Origin of the sequence: Parafrankia irregularis (genome assembly GCF_001536285.1) — a bacterium.
In the GTDB taxonomy this organism is placed as follows: domain Bacteria; phylum Actinomycetota; class Actinomycetes; order Frankiales; family Frankiaceae; genus Parafrankia; species Parafrankia irregularis.
In genome coordinates this window covers 244,477-269,166 of the sequence record NZ_FAOZ01000003.1, presented here as the reverse complement: position 1 = coordinate 269,166, position 24,690 = coordinate 244,477, and the positions used below count along the sequence as shown (strand labels likewise).

General features: G+C 70.0%; 22 protein-coding genes. 3 read left to right on the top strand and 19 right to left on the bottom strand.

Translation table 11 applies throughout. The features are described 5' to 3' along the window. The 9 genes from AWX74_RS06095 to AWX74_RS06055 all read right to left on the bottom strand — a co-directional run bounded on the left by AWX74_RS06095 (window position 1) and on the right by AWX74_RS06055 (window position 10,087). Window positions 1-477: a VOC family protein gene (locus AWX74_RS06095; RefSeq protein ID WP_091272508.1), complete on the bottom strand. Its 477-nt coding sequence runs from the start codon at window positions 475-477 to the stop codon at window positions 1-3. Continuing rightward, complete coding sequence (locus tag AWX74_RS06090; RefSeq protein ID WP_091272505.1) at window positions 477-1,280, bottom strand: fumarylacetoacetate hydrolase family protein; 804 nt, start codon at window positions 1,278-1,280, stop codon at window positions 477-479. The genes AWX74_RS06095 and AWX74_RS06090 overlap by 1 nt, the downstream gene beginning before the upstream one ends. Window positions 1,281-1,321: 41 nt before the next feature. Next, complete coding sequence (locus AWX74_RS06085) at window positions 1,322-2,809, bottom strand: NAD-dependent succinate-semialdehyde dehydrogenase (RefSeq protein ID WP_091272503.1); 1,488 nt, start codon at window positions 2,807-2,809, stop codon at window positions 1,322-1,324. Next, window positions 2,806-3,738 (bottom strand): VOC family protein, encoded by a 933-nt coding sequence (locus AWX74_RS06080; protein WP_091272500.1) that lies wholly within the window; start codon window positions 3,736-3,738, stop codon window positions 2,806-2,808. The genes AWX74_RS06085 and AWX74_RS06080 overlap by 4 nt, the downstream gene beginning before the upstream one ends. 159 nt (window positions 3,739-3,897) lie before the next feature. Then, window positions 3,898-4,827 (bottom strand): LysR family transcriptional regulator, encoded by a 930-nt coding sequence (locus tag AWX74_RS06075; RefSeq protein WP_076824476.1) that lies wholly within the window; start codon window positions 4,825-4,827, stop codon window positions 3,898-3,900. 170 nt (window positions 4,828-4,997) lie between these two features. Further along, on the bottom strand, window positions 4,998-7,004 hold the full coding sequence (locus AWX74_RS06070; RefSeq protein WP_242666097.1) for a sugar ABC transporter ATP-binding protein: 2,007 nt from the start codon (window positions 7,002-7,004) through the stop codon (window positions 4,998-5,000). A 26-nt stretch (window positions 7,005-7,030) separates the two neighbouring features. After that, window positions 7,031-8,173, bottom strand: coding sequence for a sugar ABC transporter substrate-binding protein (locus AWX74_RS06065; protein ID WP_242666096.1), 1,143 nt, complete (start codon window positions 8,171-8,173; stop codon window positions 7,031-7,033). Window positions 8,174-8,345: 172 nt separating this feature from the next. Next, complete coding sequence (locus AWX74_RS06060; RefSeq protein WP_091272492.1) at window positions 8,346-9,494, bottom strand: ABC transporter permease; 1,149 nt, start codon at window positions 9,492-9,494, stop codon at window positions 8,346-8,348. Next, window positions 9,491-10,087 carry a carboxymuconolactone decarboxylase family protein gene (locus AWX74_RS06055; protein WP_242666095.1) on the bottom strand — a complete coding sequence of 199 codons (597 nt, stop codon included), beginning with the start codon at window positions 10,085-10,087 and terminating at the stop codon, window positions 9,491-9,493. The genes AWX74_RS06060 and AWX74_RS06055 overlap by 4 nt, the downstream gene beginning before the upstream one ends. Before the next feature lie 221 nt (window positions 10,088-10,308). On the opposite strand from AWX74_RS06055, the gene AWX74_RS06050 reads away from it, so the two are divergent. Further along, a complete protein-coding gene (locus AWX74_RS06050; RefSeq protein ID WP_091272489.1) occupies window positions 10,309-10,716 on the top strand; it encodes a cupin domain-containing protein in 408 nt (135 codons plus the stop codon). 100 nt (window positions 10,717-10,816) lie between these two features. On the opposite strand, the gene AWX74_RS06045 is transcribed toward AWX74_RS06050, so the two are convergent. The 5 genes from AWX74_RS06045 to AWX74_RS06025 all read right to left on the bottom strand — a co-directional run bounded on the left by AWX74_RS06045 (window position 10,817) and on the right by AWX74_RS06025 (window position 17,466). Then, entirely contained in the window at window positions 10,817-11,878 is a 1,062-nt protein-coding gene (locus AWX74_RS06045; RefSeq protein WP_091272488.1) for an Ldh family oxidoreductase, read from the bottom strand. A 183-nt stretch (window positions 11,879-12,061) separates the two neighbouring features. After that, complete coding sequence (locus tag AWX74_RS06040; RefSeq protein ID WP_091272486.1) at window positions 12,062-13,759, bottom strand: thiamine pyrophosphate-dependent enzyme; 1,698 nt, start codon at window positions 13,757-13,759, stop codon at window positions 12,062-12,064. After that, window positions 13,756-14,664 (bottom strand): amidohydrolase family protein, encoded by a 909-nt coding sequence (locus AWX74_RS06035; protein ID WP_091272484.1) that lies wholly within the window; start codon window positions 14,662-14,664, stop codon window positions 13,756-13,758. The genes AWX74_RS06040 and AWX74_RS06035 overlap by 4 nt, the downstream gene beginning before the upstream one ends. Window positions 14,665-14,767: 103 nt before the next feature. Further along, window positions 14,768-16,000, bottom strand: a complete 1,233-nt coding sequence (lhgO, locus tag AWX74_RS06030; RefSeq protein WP_091272482.1) for an L-2-hydroxyglutarate oxidase — start codon at window positions 15,998-16,000, stop codon at window positions 14,768-14,770. Further along, complete coding sequence (locus AWX74_RS06025; RefSeq protein ID WP_091272480.1) at window positions 15,997-17,466, bottom strand: aldehyde dehydrogenase family protein; 1,470 nt, start codon at window positions 17,464-17,466, stop codon at window positions 15,997-15,999. The genes lhgO and AWX74_RS06025 overlap by 4 nt, the downstream gene beginning before the upstream one ends. 232 nt (window positions 17,467-17,698) lie before the next feature. On the opposite strand from AWX74_RS06025, the gene AWX74_RS06020 reads away from it, so the two are divergent. Further along, window positions 17,699-17,986, top strand: coding sequence for a putative quinol monooxygenase (locus tag AWX74_RS06020; RefSeq protein WP_091272478.1), 288 nt, complete (start codon window positions 17,699-17,701; stop codon window positions 17,984-17,986). 89 nt (window positions 17,987-18,075) lie between these two features. On the opposite strand, the gene AWX74_RS06015 is transcribed toward AWX74_RS06020, so the two are convergent. Continuing rightward, the gene (locus tag AWX74_RS06015) at window positions 18,076-19,365 is read right to left on the bottom strand and encodes a cytochrome P450 (RefSeq protein ID WP_091272475.1); all 1,290 of its coding nucleotides are present in this window, start codon (window positions 19,363-19,365) and stop codon (window positions 18,076-18,078) included. A gap of 306 nt (window positions 19,366-19,671) precedes the next feature. Continuing rightward, a complete protein-coding gene (locus tag AWX74_RS06010; protein ID WP_091272917.1) occupies window positions 19,672-20,121 on the bottom strand; it encodes a MarR family winged helix-turn-helix transcriptional regulator in 450 nt (149 codons plus the stop codon). A gap of 18 nt (window positions 20,122-20,139) precedes the next feature. Here AWX74_RS06010 and AWX74_RS06005 point away from each other — a divergent pair, with 18 nt between their 5' ends. Further along, window positions 20,140-21,210, top strand: a complete 1,071-nt coding sequence (locus AWX74_RS06005) for an extracellular catalytic domain type 1 short-chain-length polyhydroxyalkanoate depolymerase (RefSeq protein WP_242666094.1) — start codon at window positions 20,140-20,142, stop codon at window positions 21,208-21,210. A gap of 39 nt (window positions 21,211-21,249) precedes the next feature. Here AWX74_RS06005 and AWX74_RS06000 read toward each other — a convergent pair whose 3' ends face one another. From AWX74_RS06000 to AWX74_RS05990, 3 genes are all read right to left on the bottom strand, one after another. Then, window positions 21,250-21,915, bottom strand: a complete 666-nt coding sequence (locus tag AWX74_RS06000) for a nitroreductase family protein (protein ID WP_091272470.1) — start codon at window positions 21,913-21,915, stop codon at window positions 21,250-21,252. 67 nt (window positions 21,916-21,982) lie between these two features. Beyond that, window positions 21,983-22,705: a metal-dependent hydrolase gene (locus AWX74_RS05995; RefSeq protein WP_091272467.1), complete on the bottom strand. Its 723-nt coding sequence runs from the start codon at window positions 22,703-22,705 to the stop codon at window positions 21,983-21,985. Window positions 22,706-22,871: 166 nt separating this feature from the next. Continuing rightward, window positions 22,872-23,981, bottom strand: a complete 1,110-nt coding sequence (locus tag AWX74_RS05990) for an ABC transporter substrate-binding protein (protein ID WP_242666093.1) — start codon at window positions 23,979-23,981, stop codon at window positions 22,872-22,874. Between the last annotated feature and the right edge of the window lie 709 nt (window positions 23,982-24,690).

Sequence of the window (24,690 nt, the reverse complement as noted above, 5' to 3'; positions counted from 1 at the left end):
TCACGCTCCCTTGGCGGCGGAGTCGGCGGAGTCGTCGATGAAGGCGGGCGCGGCCGCGGGGGTGGGTGCGGGTGCGGCGGCCTGGCGGGGTGGCGCTCCGCCGCCGGCCCCGGGGCGGTTGCCGTGGTAAACGATCTCGATCATGGTGTGGTCGGGGTCGTGGATGTAGCAGAACTTCGAGTTGTTCTCGGGCCGCTCGATGGGCCGGGTGTGCCGGACGCCCAGTTCGTGCAGGTGGGCGAGAAAGCCGTCCCAGTCCTCCACCTCCATGGCGAAGTGGTAGGGCGACATGCGGTCCATCTCCTCGACCGGGGTGAAATGCAGGTCGAAGTTCCCGCGGGTCATCAGGACCACCCTGGTGTTGCTCTTCGGGGTGATCGCCCTGAGCCCGAAAACCTTCGAGTACCAGGCCTTCGTGCGCTCCGGATCGGTGGTCGGGAAGTTGACGTGATGGATATAGGCGGGTCGGTTGCTCATCATTTCTCCTCGGCCGCTGCTGACGACTTCTCCAGCTCCACCGGATTGCTCAGCGTGCCGATGCCGGAGATCGTCACGCCGACGGTCTGGCCCGGTTCCATCGCCACGACCGACTCGGTGCCCATCCACAGGACGTCGCCGGGCATGAGCGTGATGTAGCGGGAGATCTCGCGGATGTAGTCGTAGGGATCGAAGATCATGTCTCCGGTGGCGAACCGCGCGACCTCCGTGTCGTCCAGACTGACCGTGGTGGTGGCGGCCAGAGCGTCGACGTCGGTCTCGATCCACGGACCCATCGGCTTGAAGGTGTCGCTGTTCTTGGACCGCCACAGGGTGCGGTCGCTGCGCTGCCACTCCCGGGCACTGACGTCGTTGCCGATCGTCCAGCCGAACACCGCGTCGACGGCCTGCTCGCGGGAGCAGTGCCGCACCCGGCGCCCGATCACCGCCACCAGCTCGCCCTCGGTCTCGAACCGGCCGGTGCAGTCGGCCGGTTTGACGATGGCCTCGCCGGGCCCGATCAGTGCGCTGTTGGCCCGGTAACCGATCTCCGGGCGCTCGGGCATCACCGCGAGGGCGTAGCCGCGTTCCCGCGCGTGCTCGATGTGGCTGGCGTAGTTCAGGCCGACGGCGAAGAAGGTCGGGGGCAGCACCGGCGCCAGCAGCCGCACCTCGGCCAGCGCCACGGGCTCGCCGCTGGGCCGGTGCCCGGCGAACGGGTCACCGTCGACGGGGCAGACCTGCTCGTCGACGATGACCCCGAAGCTCGGCACGCCACCGCGTTCGAAACGGCACCATCGCATCAGATCGCCCGCATCAGATCGCCCGCATCAGATCGTCCGCATCAGATCGCCAGCCGGTGCGAGACGCGCTTGGTGACCAGGTAGCCGTCCAGGCCCTCGGATCCCCCCTCGCGCCCGTGGCCGCTCTCCTTGAAGCCCCCGGACGGCGCCTGCGGCACGGACCCGCCCACATGGTTGATCGACAGGATCCCGGCCTCGAAGGCGTCGGTGAGCCGGGCGACGGTGTCCGCCCGGTGGGTGAAGCCGTAGGCGGCCAGGCCGTAGGGGAGCGCGTTCGCCTGCGCGATCGCGTCGTCGAGCGCGCGGAAGCGGATCACCGGAGCCACCGGGCCGAACGGCTCGTCCCGCAGGATCTCGGCGTCGGCGGGGACGTCCGCCAGCACGGTCGGGCGGTAGAAGAATCCCGGGCCGGGGAGGTCCTCGCCGCCGGTCAGCACGGCCGCCCCGCGGTCGCGGGCGTCGTCGACCAGGCGCCGGACGGCGGCCCGGCGGCGCTCGTTGGCCAACGGGCCCATCTGGACGCCCGGCGCCAGGCCGTCCCCGACCACGACCGCCTCGGAGGCCTTGACGAACGCGTCGACGAACTCGTCGTGGATGCTGTCGTGCACGAAGAAGCGGCTCGGTGAGGTGCACACCTGACCGGCGTTGGTGTACTTGCCGCGGGCGCAGGCGGCGGCCGCGGCCGCCGGATCGACGTCGTCGCAGATGATGACCGGGGCGTGCCCACCCAGTTCCATGATCGTCGGCTTCATCACCGCGGCGGCGAGCCCGGCGAGCTTCTTGCCGACCGGCACCGACCCGGTGAACGCGACGAACCGGATCGTCGGCGAGGCGACGAGATGTTCGGACACCTCCGCCGGGACGCCGAAGACCAGGTTCAGGACCCCGGCCGGAACCCCGGCCTCCTCGAAGCACCGCACCAGCGCGCAGGCGGTTGCGGGCACCTCCTCCGAGGCCTTGATCACGATCGAGCAGCCGGCGGACAGCGCGGCCGCGATCTTGCGCATGGGGCTGCCGGCCGGGAAGTTCCAGGGCGTGAAGGCGGCGACCGGGCCGATCGGTTCGCGGCGCACGGTGAGGGTCTCACCGGGCCCGGTCGGGATGATCCGCCCGTAGGCGCGGCGGCCCTCCTCACAGTCCCAGTCGAGCAGGGTCGCCACCCGCTGGACCTCACCGACGGCCTCCGACAGTGCCTTGCCCTGCTCGAGCGTCATCACCCGGCCAATCTGGGGGGCGCGTTCACGCAGCAGGTCCGCGGCCCGGCGCAGAATCCGCGACCGTCGCTCGACCGGCGTGTCGCGCCAGATCCGGTAGCCGCGGGCCGCCGCCGCGAGCGCGGCGTCCAGGTCGGCCTTCTCCGCCAGCGGAACACTGCCCAGCGGCGTGCCGGTGGCCGGGTTGATGACGGCCTCGCGGCGGTCACCGCTGCCGTCGGTCCAGCGGCCGTCGATGTGCATCGCGAGGGTCGGATAGTCGGTCGCGACCGCAACCGGCTCGGGCACCTCGTAAATGCCCGGCTGCGTCGTCATTGTGCGCTCTCCCTGTTGGTCTGCAGCGTCCAGAGGTGGTGCGGCGGGGTGACCTCGTGCGTTCGGGGCGCGTACGAGTCGTCGACGCGGTCCATGTCAGCCGCGTATTCCACCCGCCCGCCGCACGGCGCGTGAACAAAACGAAAGACGTTCGACCCGACGGTGTGCCGGCCGAGCCGCCTGGCCTCGCGCCAGCCGGCCTCGATCATCTGGTTCCCGCCCAGGATGACGTCGTCGAAACTGTTCACCTCGTAGGAGGTGTGATTGATTCCGGCGCGGTCGGGCCGGTGGCACAACAACAAGGTGTGCTGGTCGAAGTCACCTTCGCAGCGCATGAAGGTTCCCATCGGCAGCACCTGGTCGGTGATGCGAAAACCCAGCCGGTCGGTGTAGAACGCGACCGCCTTCTGCCAGCCGTTCTTGGGGATGTTCAGCGCCACATGACACAGGCGCAGCGGGCGCACCGGTGCGAACGGGTCGAGGCCCCGGTTCCAGCGCCCGACGGCACCGAACCGGTTGACCGGGATCTCGACGGCCGGTGGCTCGGCGGGGGCGGCCACGGCGAGCCCGAGGCCGAAGCCCGTCTCGTCGAACAGATGCGCCACACCCGCGGCGTCCACCCGGACCTCGTGGTCGGTCCGCAGGTCGCGGACCAGCTGGTCGAGGTTCTCCTGCGTGTCGACGCCCCAGACCACCTCGCGGATCGTGGGTCCGGGCTCGACCGGCGGGGGAAGGGACGGGTCGTCGGACCGCCGGAGCTCGACAGCCTGGTTGCTCAGGGTCGTGAACACGGCCCGGTCCTCGTTCTCGTCCTTGTCCGCGTCATCGTGGGCGGCTGACAGGGTGAGGCCGAAGTCCTGGAAGAACCTTGTGCAGGTGGGTAGATCGTCGACCGCGTAGACGGCGCGTTCGATACGCAGGATCGTCACGGGTGCAGTGCTCCTCAGCTGGAAACGTGCGACTTTGCTGCCCCACGCCGATACGGTGAGCCTAGGGCCGTTGTACCGGTCGAACCATCCTCCCGACTGTGCGCACGGCGAAGGCTAATGATGCGGATCCGGGACGCAGGCGGCTTGGTAAAGCTCGGTTCAGGCCGGTTTGCTCAGCTCGGCCGAACTGACCGTCATCGGGTTCCGTGTGAACCACGCGGTGATGTAGTCGAGAAAAACCCGGACCTTGCGCAGGGTGTGCGCCCCGGGTGAATGGACCGCATAGAGTGACCGGGCCGGCCCCTGGTAGTCCGGAAGGGCTCGTTCGAGCAGCCCGCTCGCGAGATCGGCGGAGACGGTGCGAATGGGCATCAGTGCCAGCCCCCGGCCGCGGACGGCGGCCTTGCGCAGGGTGAGATAACTGTTCGAGGAGTAGACCGCCGTCGGCACCTTCGAATGGATCTCCTGACCGTTCCCGCGCAGGTGCCAGATCGGGTCGTTGAGATGAATGAGGCAGTCGTTCTCGGCGAGCTGCTGGGGATCCTTGAGCGGTGGTCGTGCGGCCAGGTACTCCGGCGCTGCGCACAACACGTACTCGATGTCCGCCAGCTTTCGGATCAGCATGGTCGAGTCGCGAAGATCCCGGGTGTGAAAGGCGACGTCGTAGCCCTGGTCGAGAAACTCGAACGGGCGGTCCGACATTCCACCGACCTCGAATCGCACGTGAATCTTCGGGTGGTCGACGGCGAAGTCCGCGATCGCCTCGCCGAGGTCGAGATTTCCGATCCATTTTGGGCAGATTACTGCCAGCGGGCCTTCCACCCGCTCCCGCAGGCCGCGGAGTGCGGCGTCCTCCGCATCCATTTCCTGAAGCATGCGGTCGGCGAAGTCGCGGTAACGCCGGCCGGCGGCGGTCAGGGTCACGGCCCGCGCCGTGCGGTTCACGAGTCGAATGTCGAGTTGTTTCTCGAGTTCCGCGACATGGCGGGAGACCAGCGATCCCGAGATGTTCAGCTGTCGTGCCGCGCGGCTGAAGTTTCCTTCGTCCGCGACTCGGACAAAGCTCCGCATTACGGTCAGGCGATCCATCTGTAAATCCCTTTTTTCGCCGAGACAAGGTTCCGATGGTAACGCCCGGCCGGACTGGTCGTAAACCTCTCACCGACCGTGACAAGAGCAGGGTCGCGGTAGGTGAGAGATTCGTTTCCCAGCGGTATGCGGGCCGGCGTCGTTCCCGGTCGGGCCCGCCCTGAATCGGGTTACCCGGCGCCGGTCAGGCTCGCCGCCGACGCGGATGCCGGTGCCTCGCCGCTGTCCGTTCTCTCGACACGTCCGGTGTCACCATCCGTGTCACCGGACGTGTCAGCGGACGTGGCGGAGTCGTTCTCGGCGGCACTCGCGGTGTCGTCGACCGTGGTGGTGTCACTGTTGGTGATGCTGTCGTGGTCGTCGACAACGGCGCCGTCGGGCGCAACGGTTCCGTCGTCGATACCGTTGGCGGGGGTGGCGGTATCGCTGTCGGTGGCAGCGACAGCCTCCGCCTGTGCGCGGGCGGAGGGGCGGAGAGCCTGGCGGGCGGCCGAGGTGAAGGTGGCCGCCACGATCGCGTCCGGCGAGATCCGGTCGGTGAGCTCCTCGGCCACCGCGCCGTCACGCAGGACGAGCACCCGATCACACAGCAGCGCCAGCTCGTTCTCGTCGGAGCCCGCGACCAGCACCGCGCAGCCGGTGGCGGCCGCCGATCTGATCGTCTCGACGATCGTCTGCCGCGCTCCGACGTCCACCGCCTGAGTTGGCTCGTGCAGGGCCAGCAGCCGTGGGTGCGTGGCAAGCCATTTGGCGAGCAGGACCTTCTGCTGGTTGCCGCCGCTCAGCTTGCCGACCGGCATCGACGGCCTGGGGGGCCGGACATCGAGCGCGCCGATCCAGTGCCGCACCATCGAGTGTTCCGCGGTGCGGTTCACCGGTTTCCACCCGCCGTGCCCCTGCGACCGCGGCAGCGCGATGTTCTCCGCGACCGACAGCTCGAACGCCAGCCCCGCGTGCTCGCGCCCCTCGGGAACAAGCGCGACGCCGGCGGCGATGGCCCGCTGGGTGTCGAGTTCCGTCAGATCCAGGTCGGTGCTGCCGACGGTGAACCGGCCGGCCCGGGCGGGACGTGCCCCGGCGACGAGGTAGGGGAGCTCCTCGTAGCCAGAGCCGGCGAGGCCCGTGACGCCGAGGACCTCCCCGGGCTCGATGCACAGATCCACCTGGTCCAGGACCTTGCCCGAGACTCCGCTGAGCCTGATCGTGGCAGGCCTGGTGCCGCTGGCGGGCGTGCCGCTGTCGGCGGGCGGGTTGCTGTCGGCGGGCGCGGTGCCGTCGGGGTCTTCCGACCTGTCGGTGTCAGCGACCGCGTGGGCGGCGGAGACGTCAGCGGCACCGGAGATCCCGGGGGAGTCGCCGACAGCCTCGGTCTCGACGATGGCCGGCCCACGCCCCAGCCGGTGGGTGGGCACGTCGCTGGCGACCTGCGCCCGATGCCCGACCACGAGCTCGGCGAGATCGGCCTCGCGCAGGCCCGCGGTGGGCAGGCCCGACTCGACCGCGCACCCGTCGCGCAGCACCGTCACCCGGTCGGCCGCGTCGACGACCTCCTCGAGCCGATGGGTGATCACGAGCGCCGCCGTCCCGGACGACACCACTTCGTCCAGCATCTCGTAGAAGCGCTCCAACGAGCGCCGGGTCAGCGACCGGGTCGACTCGTCGAAGATGATCAGTCCGGAGCCTTCGCGTGCGTCCTGGATCGCCCGCGCGATCGCCACGGTCGCCCGGTCCTCCTCGGGCAGGGATCCGACCTTGGCCTCCAGCGGCACGGAGCGACCGAAACGATCGAGGACCTCTCGGGCCTCGGTGAGCTCGTGCCTCCAGTCGATCCGCCGGGAGAACCGGCTGGCCCGCAGCCGGCCGGCCCTCAGGTTCTCGACCACCGTGTAGTCGTTGACCAGGCCGAGACTCTGATGGACGACGGCCAGCCCGTGCGCACGCGCGTCGAGCGGGCGGATGGGCAGCCGCAGCAGGGTGCCGTCGACCAGGACCTGGCCGCCCGGATCGGGCGCGTGGTAGCCGGTGAGCACCTTCGCCAGCGTCGACTTTCCGGAGCCGTTCTGCCCGATCAGGCCGTGGATCTCACCCGGGTGCAGATCGAGCCCGACCTCGCGCAGGACCCGGGCGCGGCCGAACGTCTTCGAGATCCGGTCGATCCGCAGCCGTGGCACCGTCATCGCACTGGATTCGGCCGCCTTCACGGTCAACCGAGGCCCCACAGCGCGCGGAACTTCGCCGGGAAGTCCGTCGGGCCGAACCACTCGCCGGTGGCCTCCGCCTCACTGCTGACCGTGATGTCCTTGACGTTGTCCCGGGTGAAGAGCCGGATCGGGATCTCGTACTCGGGCAGCGGCAGGCCGAGCATCATCCGGATGGCCGCGTCGGCGTCGACCCAGCCCTGGAACACGTTGGCCTGGCCGGAGTCGACGTGGAGGAACTTCCCGGAGGCCAGCATCTGCAGGCCGGTGATCTGAGCGGATCCCGCCGCGCCGCGGATGGACGACGCCTTGCCCGACTGCTGCACACCGTTCAGGGTCGGCTGCAGGTACTGCTCGAACTCGGACACCACGTAGCCGACGCCCGGGGTCGTGAGAATCGCGGAGCTGGTCGAGGACGCGATCAGGCTGAAGTTCGCCGAGGAGATCTTGTTGACCTTGACCTCGCAGTCCGGGCAGTGTGCCCTGTACTCCTCCTGCGCGGCGGCGACATAGGCCTGGGTCGACGGCGAGTCCGTGCTGCCGTTGATGACGACGTTGGCCTTTCCGCCCGAGTCCACGATGATCCAGTCGGCGATGGCACGCTGCTGGGCCTTGCCGGCACCCTCGATGTAGCCCAGCCTGTCGCCGGCGGGGTGGGCGGAGTCGGGGATCTGGTTCGTGATCAGTACCGGAATGCCCTTGCTCTGGGCGGCGCCGAGTGCGTTGCCGGCCAGTGCGTAGGGGATCGCGTCGGTGATGATGGCGGCGGCGCTCGCGCCCGTCGCCTGGTTCACACAGGAGGTGATGTCCGACGGGTTGGAGTTGCCGTTGCAGACGTGGACGTCGACGCCGGCGGCGGACAGCGCGGACGTCAGCGCGCGTGCCGTGACCGTGAGCGCCGGGGCCTGCTGGGTGATCGGAATGTAGTAGACCGTCTTGCCGCGCAGCCTGTCGACGCCCTCGACCTCGTCGGTCGGGATCGGCAGGGTCTTCCGCGGGTTGCTCAGCTCCGTCACCTTGGCGGCCAGGTCACCGGCGGCCGTGCTGACACCACCACCACCGCCAGCCGTGGACGTGCCGTCGCTGTCGGTGGAGTCCGAGCCGCAGGCGGCCAGTAAGCCCGCCGCGGTTAAGGCAGCGACCAGCATGGCCCATCGCTCCCGGCGAAACCGGGTGGCCGATCGCGACGCACGTGCGGTAGTGATCATTTTCATCCTCCAGGCGGAGACTCCCGCGGCCGCGGCTGCGGGACTGGCTGAGCGGGAAGCAGGGGTCGCGGAGCTGGGACTGGGACTGGGTCACAGACCCCAGGAGCGTCGGTCAGCTCCCGGATCGGGCATGCAACAGCGTCGAGATCGTCACAGCGACGATGAGGACCCCGCCGTAGAAGACGTTCGAGATCCAGGCGGCCACGCCGAGCAACTGCAGGCCCAGGATGCCGGTGGCGAGGAAGTAGACGGCGATGAGTGTGCCGAGCGGGTTGAACCGACCCGGCTGCAGGATCGCGGTGCCGAGGAACGTGGCCGCGAAGGTCGGCAGCAGATAGCTGTTGGCGACCGTCGGGTCGAACCCGCCGGTCGCCGCCGCGGCCAGGACACCGCCGACACCGTTGATCGCGCCGGCCGTCGTGAAGGCGCCGAACCGCACCCGGTTGACCCGGATGCCGGCGAGCCGGCTCACCTCGCGGTTCGCGCCGACGAACCGCATGTTGCGGCCCAGCGGCGTCAGCATCAGCACGTAGGCGAAGACCAGCATGAGCCCGACGCCCTCGTAGAAGCTCACGGGCAGCCCCAGCACGTCGAACAGTGCGATCTTCGAGAAGCCCGTGCTCAGCCCGCTGATCGGCGTCATGTTGCTGATCCACAGCGCGATGCCGAGCAGGAGCGTGCCCATCCCCAGCGTCACGACGATGGTGTTCACGCCGAGCCGGACGACCAGGGCGCCGTTGATGGCGCCGCACAGCGTCGCGATGGCGATCGCCGCCAGGCTCGCGAGCCACACGTTCCATCCGTGGTCGACGTTCAGGACCGGCACCAGGATCGCGGACAGGCCGAAGACGGCGGCGACCGAGAGGTCGACGAACTCGCCCACGCAGATGGTGCACAGCAGCGCGGCGGTGAGGAAGACGAGGGCCTGCTGGCTTCCGAAGATCGTCTTGGCGGTGCCGGAGGTCAGGAAGGTCTCCGGCACCGCGATCCCGTAGACGACCGCCATGATGAGCCAGACACCCAGCACCGCGAAGCGGGCGCCGTGCTGGCCGAGCCCCGCGGCCCCGCCAGGCCGCCTCCCGCGGCCGCGCCCGTGTCCCGCGCCGTGGCCTTCGCCGTGCCCCTGCCCGTGGCCGTCCGCGTGCCCGTGACCGTCCGCGGCCCCCTGGTCCGGGCTGAGCACAGCCGTGCCATGCCGGTCGGTGGACGACCCGGGCCGCCGGGGTGACCGGATGCCCGGAAGGGACGACGCCATGCTCATGCGGACGGCGCCCCGTTCGACACCGGGCCGACCCGGGTGAAGCCGGAGATGTCCGGGAACGGGCTGGTGCGGTCCTTCTGAAGATCGACCTGGAAGGTGTTGAGCAGCATCGCGAGCATCGAGAAGTTGCCCAGGCTGCCGATCAGGTCGACCAGGCCCTGCTCGCCGAACGCGGCCAGGCCCGCGGCGAAGGTCTCGTCGCGGACGAAGTGCTCGGTGAGGACCTCGGTCGCGAACTGGTAGAGCAGCTGCTCGTCCGGGGCGGTGAAGGCCGGGTCCTCGCGGCGGGCGAGGCGCTCCAGCGCCGCGCGGTCGACACCCGCGTCGGCGGCCTTGTCGACGTGCGCGTTCCAGGAATACTGCGCGTCGAAATGACGGGCGGCGATCAGCAGGCTGAGCTCCCGCAGCCTCAGCGGCAGCGCCGACTCGAACCGGCAGAACGCGCCGAGTGCCTCGACCCGCTCACAAAGCTCGGGGCTGCGCAACCAGACCAGGAAAGGACCGCGGGTGCCGCCGCGCCGGCTGGTGATTCGATCGCTGATCTCCGCCTGCCGGGGGGACAGTGTTTCCAGCGGCTTGAGTCGCACGAACATCCTCCTCGATGTCGACCATGACGAAAGACGAAAGCTGTGATTGGGGTAACGATGATGAACGTTCGACGTTGTGTCCAGAGCTGTCCGACGGCTGTTGGTGAAGACCCCGAAACATTAGAGTTCCGGATCGCCGATCGTGGCCCGCGACCGGCCCACCTAACCTCAACCTGGACGATCCCGGGCTGTTCGGGGGCTTGACTAGAGAGAGCTGAGGACTCGAGATGACGATCATCAGGACGCGAAACGTCACGCGCCTCGATCGTGGTGGTGCCGTGTGCACGATACCGCTGATTACCAGGTCCAGCGCCATCGAGAAAACAACGCTGACCTCCGGTATCAGCACCTACCCGGTGGGCTCCGGAGCGCCGCTGCACACGCATAACTGCGTCGAGCACGTGACGCTGCTGAGCGGTCTCGCCGAAGTTGAGATCGACGGTGAGCTGACCGCGCTGGAACCCCACGACACCACCTATGTCGAAGCCGGAATTCCGCATCTCTTCCGCAACATCGGGGACGTCCCGATGGTGATTCTGTGGGTATACGACTCGGCGTTCGTGACACGCACCTTCATGGCGACCGGTCAGACCGTCGAGCATCTGTCGGAGGCCGACAGGATGGTCAACGACTGAGCATGGTCAACGACTGAGCCGTCCGCACACCGTTCCCGCCCTCCCGCCCTCCTGGACGCCATGGCGACCAGGAGGGCGGCGTGCACCCGGGCGGGGGCGGTCAGGCCGGGCGCACACCGTCCGGGATCGCCACACCGAGCGCGGCGGCCTGGTCGCAGAGCTTGTTGACCATCGGAACGGGCAGTGGAATGCCGCCGGTGAGCCGGTCGGCGAACGTGCGGGTGCCCCGCTCCCCGGGGACGAGGATCTCCGCGGACGGGTCGTTCGCGGGCAGCCTCTTGATGGCGTCGACCGTTTCGTCGACGATTCCCCGGAACTGGTCGACGGGCAGGAACGCCGAGATGTCGACGGCGAGCAGGGCCGCGTTCTGTCGGTGCCGCCGGCCCTCCGGGCTACCGCTGTGGAACGGGCTGACGATCGGGTTGGCCGTGAGGCCGCTGGTCAGCAGCTCGAAGACGAGCGACATCCCGGCGCCTTTCGCGCCGCCCATCGGCAGAGGCACGGCGGCCTCCGCCGGGTCGGTGGTGGGCCGGCCGTCCTTCGTCAGGGCCGCGCCTTCGGGCAGCGGCCGCCCGCTGCTCCTGTGCTGGGCGATCCGGCCGAGCGCGATGACCGCCGTCGCCATGTCGAGCAGGACGATCGGATGGCGTCCGGCGGGCACCGCGACGGAGAGCGGGCTGGTTGCCACGCCGGCGCCGGTGCTGCCGGTGTAGGCCATGTTCGGCACGCCGGCGACGATGCCGAGGCCGGCCATCCCGTACTGGGCGGCGCATTCGGTGTAGTAGCCGATCGCGCCGGTGTGCACCGTGCCGCGCACGGCGACCCAGGCGATGCCGCTCGAGCGGGCCATGCTGACGGCCTGGTGCATGGCCATCGACAGCGCCACCGGGCCGGGGGCCGAGTCCGCGTCGATCACCGCGACGGCCGACCGCAGCTCGTCGACCGCGATCTGGGGCCGCGGGTTCGCCTCGCCCTTGTCGAACAGCTCGAGGTAGCGGGGGATGCGGGAGACTCCGTGCGAGTCGACACCGCGCAGGTTCGCCCACACCAGGACGTCCGCGATCGTGTCGGCGTGCTCGCGGCTGGTGCCGGCCGCGACGAAGATGTCACTGACGAGTGTGCGCAACGCCTTGTCCGGCACGATGGTGCGGGGGGCAGGCATGGGGAACCTCCGATGGCTCAGGCGGCGATGGCGGCGATGGCGGCGATGACGGCGACGCTCGCCACACCGTCCGTCCGGCGTACGTGCGCCGGACGGACGGCGACGAGGCCGAGTGCACGAACGGGGAGCGAACGGGCCGGGACCGAGGATGTGGCTCGGCTTCGCCCGGCCGGCGGGTGGCGGCTACAGCGGGAGATGCACGTCGACCAGCGCGGTGACGCCGGCCCGGACGCTTGCCAGCGCCGCCTCGAGGACGGGGCGTAGCTCCTCGGGCCTGGTGACGGTGTGCCCCACCATGCCGAACGGTGTGACCAGGGAGGCCAGATCGGGCTGGTCGGTGAGGTCCACACCGCGGAAGTCGTCCTCGGTGACGGCGGTGCCCTGTGGGTAGAAGCGCAGGTGGTTGAGCTTCATAGACCGGTACTGCCGGTTGTTGAAGACCACCACCAGCAGCGGGAGGCCGAGAGCGCGCGACGCCGCGAGGGACTGCACGATCGGGTTGTAGAGGAACGAGCCGTCGCCGATCGTGAGGACGACCTCACGATCCGGATCGGCGAGCTTGACTCCGAGTGCCACGCCGAGCCCTTGGCCGAGGCCGCCCTGGACATAGGAGTACCGGCCCGGCTCCTCGGCCCGCAGATGCTGCGCGATGGCCCGGCTGTGCGTGATCGTCTCGTCGACGACGGCGGCTCGCGGGTCGATCAGGTCGCGCAGTTCCCTGACCACGGCCGCGGCGTCGAGGCCTTCGCCGGCGGCGGCTCGTGCCGGTCGGGGAGCGGCGAGTGCGGCGCGCCGGGCGGCGACCCGCTCGTCGTCGACACCGAGCTCCAAGACGTCCGAGACCAACGCTCGCAGCGTCGGCCCGACATCGCCCTCCAGGTACTGGTCCGCGGTGAGGACCTGGTAGTCGCTGTACGGGCGGTGCGGGACGTCGTCGATGACCAGCACCGCGGCGTCCGCGGGGCGGTTGCTGGGCGGGTACCAGGGGGCGCGGCAGCAGACCAGGACGATCAGGTCGGCCTCGGCGAACAGCGCGCCGCCCTCCCCGCCGCGGTGCAGCTCACTGGTGCGCGGGAAGTTGGCGCACACCGCTGACTGCGGCTCGATGACGGGGATCGAGAGCAGCTCGGCGAGGTCGACGAGCGCGGCGAAGCCGTCGGGATGCCGGCCGGCCGACTCGGTGACGATGACCGGGCGCTCGGCGGCGACGAGCCGGCGGGCGGCCTCGGCCAGCTCGGGCTCGGTGCTGACCCGGCTGCCGGGCAGGGCCACGGGCCGGACGGCCGTCGCCGACGGCTCCCATGGTTCGAGCAGGACCTCGACCGGGACGTTGAGGTACACCGGACCGGCCGGCCCCCGGCGGGCGATCTCGGCTGCCCGGACCACGGAGCCGTACAGCGTGGACACGCTGCCGACCTGGGTGGACCACTTGACGAAGGGTGCGGCGACCGCCTGCGTGCCGCCGACGATGGACAGGTTGCGGTACCACTGCGAACCGGGATCGGTCCCGGTCTCGCCGTAGGTGATCGACTCGGAGGAGCAGACGACCATGCCGACGTTGGCCAGCAGCGCGCCGTGGATGCCGCAGGCACCCTGTAACAGACCGGGCACCGCGTGCAGCAGGACCATCTGAGGTCGGCCGGTGACCAGCCCGTATCCCGTCGCCATCGCCACGGCGAGGGTCTCGTGCAGCAGATCGAGGTAGCGCGGCCCAGCCGTGCCGTTCTTCTCCTGCCGGGCGAGCGCCTCCCACACCGGCGCCCACTCGGAGCCCGGCGAGGAGAAGATGACATCGACCCCGAGGTTCCGGCAGGCCTCGAGGATCGCCTCCCCACCGTCCTTCGGGTCCTTCGGGTCCTTCTCGTCCGTCAGGTCCGTCACGACGCCGCCTCCGCGCCGCCGGCACCTGAGCCGACCGTGAGCTGGGCGTCCTCGATCGGCCATTCGAGGCACTCGCAGATCCCGCGGCCCATGATCCACTCGAGTTCCTCGGCGGTGAAGCCGAAGTGCTCGGTGAACTGCTCGATCGTGTCGGTGTAGGTCAGGCCGTGGCCCATGAGACGGGTCAGGTCCGTGCCCCAGAAGCAGCGCTGCGGACCCATCGCGTCGACCATCTCGCGAACGTACTTCGCGAGGTTGAGGTTCGGGAACGGCTGGGTCGAATAGCCCGGGACGGCCGAGACCTTGACGTAGATGTTGGGGTGTTTGTGCAGGTCAGCGGTCTCCTTGACCCAGTAGCCGATGGCGTCGTCGACGCACCGGGCCATGATCCCCATGTGGTCGATGATGATGCGCAGGTCGGGGTGGCGGGCCGCGATCGCGCCGAGCTCGGCCTTCCAGATCGGCGCGTGCACCATCGTCTTGATGCCCAGCTCCTCGGCCAGCGGCCAGTACCAGTCGTTCGTGCCGTCGATCATCCAGTTGCGGTCGATCGGCCGGTGGAACGTCAGCCGGGTGCCCTTCACGTACGGGTTCTGCGCGAAGTCGCGCATCATCGCCGCGCCCTCGGCCGGCTTGTTCTGCGGGATCCGGGCCATGATCCCGAAACGGTCCGGGTGCGCCTCGCACGCCTCGAGGGCGTAGTCGATGCGGTCACCCTCCCACGACGGCGGCAGGATGAGCGCCCGGTTGACCCCGGAGGCGTCCATCAGCCGGAGCGCCTCTTCGTAGCTGAACGCCTCTTCGCGGTGCCCGTTGAGACGGATCCGCTCGCGGGCCCCGGGCACCCACGGCCGGTCGGGGGTCTCCTCGAGCCAGACGTGGATCTGCGAGTCGACGATGAACATCTGTGGCGTCCTCGATTCGGGATGGGGGGACGGGTCGCGGCGCCCACCGGGCCACCGCTGGGAACGTGGGAACTACGGAGAGAAAACGGAGAGAAAGTCGTGGTCAGGAAGGCTGACGCGCGGTGATCTGGTCGACGACGTGCTCGGCGATCGCCAGCGACGAGGTCGCGGCCGGCGACGGGGCGTTGCGCACCGCGGTCACCGGGCCGAGCCTGCTGATGCGGAAGTCGTCCACCAGGGAGCCGTCGGCGTCGACGGCCTGCGCGCGGACCCCGGCCGGCGCGCGGACGACGTCGGACGTCCGCAGGTCAGGGACGTATTCCCGGGCCGCCGCGAGGAAGACCCGCCTGGACAGCGATCCGCGCATCTCCCCGAGGCCGGCCCGCCAGTGCTGGCGGAACAGCCTGCGCGCCCCGGGCCAGCGCAGCACGGCCGCGAGGTCGCCCGGGCGCAGGTCGCGGCGCCGGTAGCCCTCACGCGCCAGCGCGAGCACCGCGTTCGGGCCGATGTCGACGTTCCCGTCGACCCGCGGGGTGAGGTGCACGCCCAGGAACGGGTAGGCCGGGTCGGGAACCGGGTAGACCAGCCCGCGGACCAGCCCGGTCCGCGCGGGCACCAGCCGGTAGTACTCGCCGCGGAACGGCACGATGGCCGGCCCCGGGTCGTCGCCGGCCAGCCGGGCCACCGAATCCGCCTGAAGCCCCGCGCACAGCACGACCTGGCCCAGCTGGTGGGTCTGGGAACCGGTGGCCCGGGAGCCGGCCGTGACGGTGACCGCGTCGGCGCCGGCCGGGCTGATCCCGGTGACCGTCGTGGCGAGCAGGATCTGGCCGCCGGCGGCGACGACGTCGTCCGCCATGGCCCGGGCGATCGCCGGGTAGTCGACGATGGCGGTGGTCGGCGAGTGCAGCGCGGCCACACCGGTGACGTTCGGCTCCAGCTCGCGCAGTCCGGCCTGGTCAAGCCAGCGGATGCCGGGCACGCCGTTGTGCCGGGCGCGGCCCTCGATGGCCCGCAGCCGCCCGGCCTCCAGGTCGTCGCGGGCGACGACGACCTTCCCGATCTCCCGGAACTCAAGGCCGTGCTCGGTGCAGAACTCGCGCAGCAGGGCGACACCGCGACGGCACAGCGTCGCCTTCAGCGAGCCCGGCTGGTAGTAGAGCCCGGCGTGCACGACGCCGGAGTTGTGCCCGGACTGGTGGGTCGCGAGCTCGTCCTCCTTCTCGAAGACGACGACCTCCCGGCCGAGCTGGGCCAGCCGGCGGGCGACCGCGAGGCCGACGAGGCCGCCGCCGACCACCCCGACCCGTTCACGGGCCGTGCGAGCCGCGGTCAAGAGCCCGGCTCGCAGCGCATCGCGACGGTCTTGACCCGCGAGTAGAAGCGGAGGCCCTCGTAGCCCTGCTCCTTGACCGTCGACCCGCCGGAGTCACCGAAACCGCCGAAGGGCATGTGGACGTCCCAGCCCGAGGTCGGCAGGTTCACCGACACCTGGCCGGTGTCCACCCGGTCGGCGAAGGCGTGGGCGTGGCCGAGGTCGCGGGTGAAGATGGAGGCGGCCAGGCCGTAGACGGAGTCGTTCGCGGCGGCCACCGCCGCGTCGAAACCATCCACCACCTGCACGGCGAGGACCGGGCCGAACACCTCGTCGCGCCAGATTCCCATCGCCGGGGTGACCTCGGTGAGCACGGTCGGGGTGACGAAACAGCCGTGGGCCAGCGGGCCGTCCGCCGGGGCCGTCCCGCCGGTGGCGATCACCGCTCCCTCCTGGCGGGCGCGCTCGATGTGGCCCAGGACGTCGTCGCGGTGGCGCCGGCTGACGAGCGGGCCCACCACGACGTCCGGATCGGTGCCCGGACCGTAGGGGATCGATTCGGTGGCCTGGACCAGACCGGCGATGAACTCGTCCGCGATCTTGCGGTCGACGATCACCCGGCTGGTGGCGGTGCAGCGCTGCCCGGTCTGCCCGAACGACGCCGCGGCGACGGTCGGGACGGCGAGCGCCAGATCGGCGTCGGCGAGGACCACCGAGGCGTTCTTGCCACCGAGCTCGGCCTGCACCCGCACGGTGCGGTCCGCGAGCCGGCGCCTGAGGACTCGTCCGACCGCCGTGCTCCCGGTGAACGACACCGCGGCGATCCGCGGGTCGTCCAGCAGCGCCGCCTCGATCTCGCTGATGCGTCCGAGGGCGAGCCCGAGCACACCGGCGGGCAGACCGGCGTCGTGCAGGGAACGGGCGAGGTGCACCGCGACCAGCGGTGTCTCGGACGCCGGTTTGAGGACGACGGCGTTGCCCGCGATCAGGGCCGGGGCGGCCTTGCGGGCCGGGGTCAGCAACGGGTCGTTCCACGGGGTGATCAGGCAGACCACTCCGAGCGGCTCCGAGCGTACGGATGTCTCGGTGCCCGGGCGGCTGTCGGCCAGCAGGTGCCCGTAGGGCTGGCGGGCCATGCTCGCGTAGTAGTCGAAGAAGTCAGCGGCCTTGGTGACCTCGACCGTGGCCTCCGCGAGGGTCTTGCCCATCTCGGCCACCAGGTCGGCGGCGATCTCCTCGCGACGTCCGCGCAGGTCGGCGGCCGCGTCGATCAGCACCTGGGCGCGGCCGAGCAGTCCGGTGGCGCGCCACCGGCGTGCTCCCAGTACCGCCGCGTCGTAGAGCTCGGTCACCTCCGCCGCGGACATCGCCGGAACCCGCCCGACGACCCGGCGCACGTCCGCCGGGTCGACGACGTCGATGTGCCGGCCGTCGGCTGGCATCAGCCACTGCCCGTCGACGAGCCGCGGCACCGCCCTTGGTGGCATCAACTCCGACCGTCCTCTCGAATCCTGGAGACCTGCAACCTGGGGGCCAAACGGCCCTTCGGCAGGTAGGAACCGAGCCTAGGAGGCGGATCAGAACAGTGAAGACCATAAACCGGCAAACTAAGGTTTACGGTCCGCGTGCGGGCCGGTGCGGGCGAAGAGGCCCGGGTCAGGCGGTTCGGCGGCCATGATGGGTGGGCCCTCGAAGAAGCCGCGCGCAGCAGGAGAGAAGATGTCGTCCGTGATAATTGTGCACTATAAGGTGAAGCCTGGTTTCGAGGAGCGCGTCGCGCATTCTCTGGCGCGGATGGTGGAGCCCACCCGGGCCGAGCCGGGAAATCTCGCGTACAACGTCTGCCGGTCGCCGCGGGATCCGGCCGTCTTCGCAATCTACGAGGAGTACGTCGACGCGGCGGCGGTCACCGCGCACGCCTCGTCGGACTATTTCGAGCACTGGCTGAAGAAGGAGACGCTGCCGTATCTCGAGGAGCGGTGGCGGCATGACCTGGTCGCGCTCTGAGTCGCGCTCTGAACAGTGGGGGCGGTCAGGCCCGGAACCGATCCGGTCCCGGGCCTGACCGCCCCCACGTCATCTGTGGCTCAGGTGGCTCAGGCGGATCCGCTCGTGACCGGGGTGAACTCCAGGTGCAGCTCGGTCAGGCCGCGCAGCACCCAGGTCGGCTCGTACTTGAACCGGCGGTCGCCGGCCGGGCCGTGATGCTCCTCGGAAAGCCGGATGTCGCGGGTGCGGTCGAGGATGCGCTCCAGGCTGATCCGGGCCTCGACACGGGCGAGCGGCCCACCGGGGCAGGAATGGACCCCACGGCCGAACGCGATGTGCTGGCGGACGTTCTTGCGGTCGTGCCGGAACTCGGCCGGGCATTCGAAATGGCGCGGATCGCGGTTCGCCGCCCCGTTGAGGAGCATGACCGGGGTACCCGCCGCCACCTCGACGCCGCCGACCGTCGTGTTCCGCCGCGCCAGCCGGAAGTCGGCCTTGACCGGGCTCTCGACCCGCAGCGACTCCTCGATCAGGTCGGGGATCAGCTCACGGTTCGCCCGCAGCTCGTCCTGGACCTCCGGGTTCTCGGCGAGGTACTTCAGCACGGCACCGAGCAGCCGGGCGGTGGTCTCCTGCCCCGCGGCGAACAGGAAGGTCGCGGCACGGACGACCGCGATCACCTCCGGAATGCTCCCGTCGGGGTACGTCGCCGTCGCCATCTGGGTCAGGACGTCGTTGCGCGGGTTCTGGCGGCGGTCCTCGATGTACTTGCTGAACCAGTTGTCCAGCCAGCCCAGCGCGTTCAGCTCGCCGTCGGACTCCCCGCCGGCGCCGATCTGGCCGGGGCTGGTGCTCAGCCCGAAGCCCTTCCGGAAGCGCTCGTGGTCGGCCTCGGGAACACCCAGGACGTCGGCCACCGCGAGCATCGCGAACGGCTGCGCGTAGGCGCGGATGAACTCGCACCTGCCGGCGTCGATGAACTCGTCGAGCTGCCGGCCGGCCAGCCCCTGGATGAACTCCTCGTTCTCCTGCAGCCGTTTCGGTGTCAGCATCCGCATGACGAGCGCACGCTCGTTGGTATGCATCGGCGGGTCCATGGTGACCATGTGCTCGTTCATCGGCAACTGGTCGCGGTGCTCGTCGATGATGGCGCCGACGTCGTCACCCTCCAGCGGAACGGGGAAGACCGCGAAGGGGCCGACCACCGAGTTGCATGAGGAGAAGGTGTCGACGTCGCGGTACACCTCGGTGGCCTCGGCATAGCCGGTCACCGCGACGACCCCGAGATGCGGCAGCGGCAGCACCGGGCAGGTGGCACGTAGATCGTCAAAATACGGATACGGGTTTTCGACGAGCGATTCGTCGTTGAAGAAATCGATCGTCTTCCAGTCGGTCAACCCGCTCTCCCTCCGAGTGGCGCCGCGCGCGTCAGAAAACTCTTGGGCGAGTGCCCAATACGTGTTGGGCACCTGTCTAGCACACGCGCGGAAGCACGAGCAACCAGACCGGGTCTTTTCCGTCGTCGGCGCGGACCCGCGGCATCCGTGTCCATGCACCGCGAGAGGGAAAAGGCGCACCGGCCGCGCCGCACCCCCGCGCCGCACCCCCGCGCCGCAACGTCCGCGCCGCAACGTCCGCTCTGCCTCACCGCGACGCGGTCGGCGTCGGCGCGCATTCGGTGGCGAGCGGCACCGAAACCCGGCTCAGGGTTCGGCGAGGCCGTCGTCTCCGGCCACGAGCGCCATCAGCAGAGTGCGGAGCTGGTCGAGGCCGTCGGGGCCGAGGAGCTCCGACCACTCCTGCTCGACGGCGACCGCGGTGCGGCGCATCGCGCGCAACGCCGCCAGACCGGCGGCTGTCAGCTGCACCAGCCGGGCTCGGCCGTCGTCGGGATCGGCGATCCGCTCGACATACCCGCCCCGCTCCAGGGTGGTCACCACCTGGGCTGTCGCCTGCCTGGTCACGCCGAGGCCCTCGGCGAGCTCGGAGACGCGGCGACCCCCGCCCAGCAGGGGCACGAGCAGTAGCGCGTGGCCTGGGCGCAGGCCGGTGAGCCCGGCGGCGGCGAAGCCCTCGGCCACCCGGGCGGCTTGCAGCCTGGCGACTCTCTGAAGCAGGGCCGGTGTCGTCTGCGCGGCGACCGGCCGGAACATCTGGCTCACGGAGGTATCGTGCCATTGCAAATAGGCAAGGTACTTGCCTATTCTGGCGGCATGTCGATCTCGGTGCTCCGCGCACATCGGCGGGCTGTTCTGGGAGCCGCACTGCTCATGGCGGCCGTGCTGGTCGCTCTCCTGGTGTCCTGTGACTCGGGGGCGCGCAGGTCCGGTCCCCTACGGCAGCGCCTCGGCGGCTCGGATTCCCCGTCGGCACCCTCGCAGCCGGGCGCCGGGGCGCCGATTCCGGCGGGTCGGTCGAGCTTCGCGTTGACGGTGGCAGGGGCGAAGGAGGAACGGACGGTTCACCTCTACCGGCCCTCCGGGCTCACCGGCCAGGTGCCCGTGGTCGTCATGCTGCACGGAGGGTACGGCAGCGGAACGCAGGCCGAGAACAGCTACCGGTGGGACGATGCCGCCGACGCCGGCCGTTTCCTCGCCGTGTTTCCCGACGGGACCAGCCGCTCCTGGAACGCCGGTGGCACCTGCTGCGGCCCCGCCGCGGGTGACAACGTGGACGACGTCGCGTTCCTGCGGGACGTCCTCGCGACGCTGGGCGGCCGGATCGACGTCGACCCGCGCCGGGTGTACGTCACCGGGATCTCCAACGGCGGCGCGATGGCCTACCGGATGGCCTGCGAGACCGACCTGTTCGCCGCGGTCGCGGCTGTCTCGACGACGATGCTGGTCGACTGCTCGTCGGCGGCGAAGGCCTCCGTCCTGCACATTCACGGCACCGAGGACAAATCAATCCGGTACGACGGTGAGCAGGGCGACCCGTTCAGCCGTCGGTACCCGGGCATCGACGGCCCGCCCGTCCCCGAGGTGGCCGCCGCCTGGCGCGCGATCGACGACTGCCCGCAGCCGTCGGTGACCGTCGAGGGTGTGCTGACGACGTCCGCCGCGGCCTGTCCCGACGGCCGTGCGGTCGAGCTGGTCACGATCGACGGCGCGGGCCACCAGTGGCCCGGCAGCGACGCGAAGCCGCTCACGCAGCTGCTGGGAGCGGACAAGCCGTCGGACGCCCTCGACGCGACCACGCGCATCTGGGACTTCTTCGCCGCGCACCCCGCCCCCCTGCGCTGAGAGGCGGCAGGGGGGCGCAAACCCGATACGGCTACCGCGTTACCAGCGGTCGCGATGCAGGACGGTCTCCAGCGGCTCCCGGGACGCCGGGCGGAAACCGGTGCCGACGGTGTGGGCGACCGGCACGAGCGCACCCTGGGTGTAACCGGGCGGAATACCCAGGAGCTCCGCCACCTCCCCGGCATGGGTCAGGTGCAGGGTCGTCCAGGCGGTGCCGAGCCCGCGCAGCCGCGCGGCGAGCATGAAGCTCCAGACCGCGGGCAGCAGCGAACCCCAGAAACCGGCCTGTTGCGCGGCGGGAACCGAGGCGGCGTCACCCTCGATGCACGGAATGACCAGAACCGGAACCCGGTGCAGGTTCTCCGCGAGATAGCGGGCGGAATCGGTGACCCGGGCCTGGGTCGCGGCACGCTCGCCCTCGTACTGCTGGGCATTGGCCCGGTCCGCGGCGGCCAGATATCCGGCGGCACCCTTGCGGTAGGCGTCGGCGATTCCGGCCCGCAGGTCGGGGTCGGTCACCACGAGCCAGTGCCAGCCCTGCCGGTTCGACCCGCTCGGGGCCTGCAGCGCGATCCGCAGGCATTCGTCGATCAGCGCCGGCTCGACCGGGCGGTCCAGGTCGAGCCGCTTACGGACGCTGCGTGTTGTGGTCAGCAGCTGCTCGGGCGTCAGATCAGCGGTCAGGTCAGGCTCAGGCAGGGCCACCGGACGCTCCTTGCACGCCGCACCCGACAGGCGCGGTCCTCGGGAAAGGGGACACCGGCACGTTAGCTCAGCCCGTCGGGATGCGGCCGAACCAGAGGAACGGGTCGTCGCCGACCAGAGTGCCGGTCGTCAGGATGACCGCGGCGCAGAAAAGGACCGGGACGACGACCTTCCGCTCGACCGTGCCGTTCGTCCGGGGCACCAGGACCGTCTCCATCCGCCAGTTCACCGGCCACAGCAACGGGCATCCGCGTGGGGTGAGGCAGTCTCCGAGCAGATGGGCCAGGGCACCGATCGTGACGGCGTAGCCGGCGAAGCCCATGTCGAGGTCGCGCATCAGGTACACGGCGATCCCGGCCGTCAGGCAGTCCTTCAGCCCGGACCAGACGTCGTGCCCCTTGAAGTCCAGGCCGAGCCCACGCAGCCCGAAACCGACCAGCACGAACAGCGCGGCCCACCAGCCGTACCGGAAATGCTCCGCCAGCAGCCCCATGAGGATTCCCATGGCGACCGCGAACAGCAGCGAATGGGTGGCGTGCCGATGGCCGCCGGACAGGCGGCTCACCCACCGGCACAACGTCTTCGTCAGCGGCCCCAGCGTGTTGGCTATCCGGCCCGACGGGTGGTCGATGTCGGGCAGCAGGCCCGCGCCGGCGGCCACGACCGCACCGGCGATCAGCTGGCTGGAGGACAGCGACAGCGCGTGCGAACCCAGCAGCTCCTCCCGCGAGAGCAGCGGAGCGGCGGCCAACCAGGCCACTCCGCCGCTCAACACGTGCGTCTGCCCCATCACGTCGCATCATTCCCAATGATCGGCACCGGCGGACTTTAGCGGGTACGGCACCCACAGCGCACGTGACGCGCCAAGAGGACATCCCTGGACGAGATGGGCCCACCGGCCGGCGGTGGATGTCGGACAGCCGGTGCCCTCCACCGCCGCGCCGCAGGGGAGCGCCTCAGTCCAGCCGGTCCCCGCAGAAGTCGGTCTCCACGACTTCCATGCCGGTGCCGGCCGCGTTCACGCGGCTGAACGAGTAACACTGCTCGACCTTGCCGAAGTCCGCGTCGAAGTCGATCTTGTTGGTCAGGCCGCCGGCGTTGTAGTCCTTCACCGCGCGCAGGCCGTCGATGAAGCCCTGACGCGTCGGGCAGTCGCCGGACTCCTCCAGACCACGGACATAGATGTCCCCGACGAGGTAGCCGACCAGCGCCAGGGTCTCGTTGGGGTTCTGGAGCGAGGGCGCGTAGGCGGAGATGGCATTGCGGTAGGCGGTGTTCGCCGGTGACTCCACTTCCAGCGGCAGATAGCTGGTGAAGGTGGTGACGCCGGCAAGGTTGGTACCGTACTGCGCGAGCAGCTCCGGGGTGGGAGCCTGGGCGGCGCTGAGAATCACGTTGAGCTGCAGGCCCGCTTCGCGGACCGCAGAGATGATCTTCGCGGTGCCGGGCGCATCGAGGTTGCCGACGAACGTGTCGGCACCGTCCGTCCTGATGCGCCGGATGACCTCCGCGATCTGGCTGGCCGACGGGTCGTTGTCACCGGCCACCAGGACGGAGGGGATCCCGACCGCGTTGAAACTGGCCGTGAACTGGCGCGCGAGCGGTGTCGACACCGACGAGTCGAGACCGTTGTGGTAGATGATCGCGCGGGTTCCGCCGTGTTTCTTGGCGAACTTGCCGAAGGTGTTCACCGTGCCCGTGCCGGAGAAGTTGTAGGCGAAGGTGAACATGTTGCGGTTCTTCGCCCACACGTCCTCGACCGCGAGGCCGACAACCGGAACCCCGGCCTTCGTCAGGTAGTCGGCGCCGCCGCCGGTCACCACACTGCCCTCGAGGATGGCGAAGACCCGCTCCTTCTCGATCAGCTCCTGGCTCACCGAGAGATTCAGCGACGCAGTGCTCTCGTCGTTGCGCGGCGTGAGGACGAGGTGACGGCCGTTGACACCGCCGGCGGCGTTCGCGACCCCGAAGCGCGCATCCACCCCGGCCCGGAACGCGGTGAAGACGTCGGCCGCCATCCCGGTGTCCGGATAGATGAGGCCGGCGTTCACCTGATTGGCGGTCACGCCAGGCGTGTTGCAGTCCGCTCTGTTGGCTGCCGTTGTTCCTCCGAGGCAGGCCGATAACGTCGTCGCGCTGAACAAGGCCGCAGCACAGCACGCCGCCGAATACTTGATCCTCACTATGCGCATCTCCCGAGGCGGATCTTGACCCAGTTGGATGTCGTCCTTTTCGGGCCGCCGGCGTAGCGGACTATAGCAGCACGATCTCGGCGGTGGTGACCGTTGGGTAGTCGGACATCTCTGCGTTCAGGCGGGTGCGCCGGCCCGGTGTGGGTCAGATCTGCGCCGCGCCATGAAAGACCTCCATGTCGAAACCGCTGCAAGCAAGGTGTGTTTCGCTCCCTGTCTGCTTGTCCGCAGGCTTGTCTCCGCCGTGGGCACCTTACCTAACGGACGGTCAGTTGACCGGAGTGATGCGCGGGTGTTGTGCCTCCATCGTCCGTCGGAATTCCCGTCACTGCGTTTCGCCTGCGGCTGGGAGACCGATGACCACGGCCATCGTGACGCGAAGCGAGGAGTGATCGACAAGGCCGGGTGGAAACAGGCCGTCGGTTGTGGTCGCGGGTCGCGCCGCCGCGGTGGACCGCAGTGCGGATGATCCGGGCGCCGCGGCGCCCCCGTGATGGCACGCATGGATGCCTGAAAAGGCACGGTCAGGTGCCTGCCCGCAGCGGTAGGTCGGGACCGGAAAAGGGATCCCGTGGCCGGCGGC

What these genes read in the sequence shown, in the direction of transcription:
- AWX74_RS06095 (WP_091272508.1), bottom strand. Translation starts at nt 477, where the DNA reads ATGAGCAACCGACCCGCCTATATCCATCACGTCAACTTCCCGACCACC.
- AWX74_RS06090 (WP_091272505.1), bottom strand. Translation starts at nt 1,280, where the DNA reads ATGCGATGGTGCCGTTTCGAACGCGGTGGCGTGCCGAGCTTCGGGGTC.
- AWX74_RS06085 (WP_091272503.1), bottom strand. Translation starts at nt 2,809, where the DNA reads ATGACGACGCAGCCGGGCATTTACGAGGTGCCCGAGCCGGTTGCGGTC.
- AWX74_RS06075 (WP_076824476.1), bottom strand. Translation starts at nt 4,827, where the DNA reads ATGGATCGCCTGACCGTAATGCGGAGCTTTGTCCGAGTCGCGGACGAA.
- AWX74_RS06070 (WP_242666097.1), bottom strand. Translation starts at nt 7,004, where the DNA reads ATGACGGTGCCACGGCTGCGGATCGACCGGATCTCGAAGACGTTCGGC.
- AWX74_RS06065 (WP_242666096.1), bottom strand. Translation starts at nt 8,173, where the DNA reads ATGCTGGTCGCTGCCTTAACCGCGGCGGGCTTACTGGCCGCCTGCGGC.
- AWX74_RS06060 (WP_091272492.1), bottom strand. Translation starts at nt 9,494, where the DNA reads ATGAGCATGGCGTCGTCCCTTCCGGGCATCCGGTCACCCCGGCGGCCC.
- AWX74_RS06055 (WP_242666095.1), bottom strand. Translation starts at nt 10,087, where the DNA reads ATGTTCGTGCGACTCAAGCCGCTGGAAACACTGTCCCCCCGGCAGGCG.
- AWX74_RS06050 (WP_091272489.1), top strand. Translation starts at nt 10,309, where the DNA reads ATGACGATCATCAGGACGCGAAACGTCACGCGCCTCGATCGTGGTGGT.
- AWX74_RS06045 (WP_091272488.1), bottom strand. Translation starts at nt 11,878, where the DNA reads ATGCCTGCCCCCCGCACCATCGTGCCGGACAAGGCGTTGCGCACACTC.
- AWX74_RS06035 (WP_091272484.1), bottom strand. Translation starts at nt 14,664, where the DNA reads ATGTTCATCGTCGACTCGCAGATCCACGTCTGGCTCGAGGAGACCCCC.
- AWX74_RS06025 (WP_091272480.1), bottom strand. Translation starts at nt 17,466, where the DNA reads ATGCCACCAAGGGCGGTGCCGCGGCTCGTCGACGGGCAGTGGCTGATG.
- AWX74_RS06020 (WP_091272478.1), top strand. Translation starts at nt 17,699, where the DNA reads ATGTCGTCCGTGATAATTGTGCACTATAAGGTGAAGCCTGGTTTCGAG.
- AWX74_RS06010 (WP_091272917.1), bottom strand. Translation starts at nt 20,121, where the DNA reads ATGTTCCGGCCGGTCGCCGCGCAGACGACACCGGCCCTGCTTCAGAGA.
- AWX74_RS05995 (WP_091272467.1), bottom strand. Translation starts at nt 22,705, where the DNA reads ATGGGGCAGACGCACGTGTTGAGCGGCGGAGTGGCCTGGTTGGCCGCC.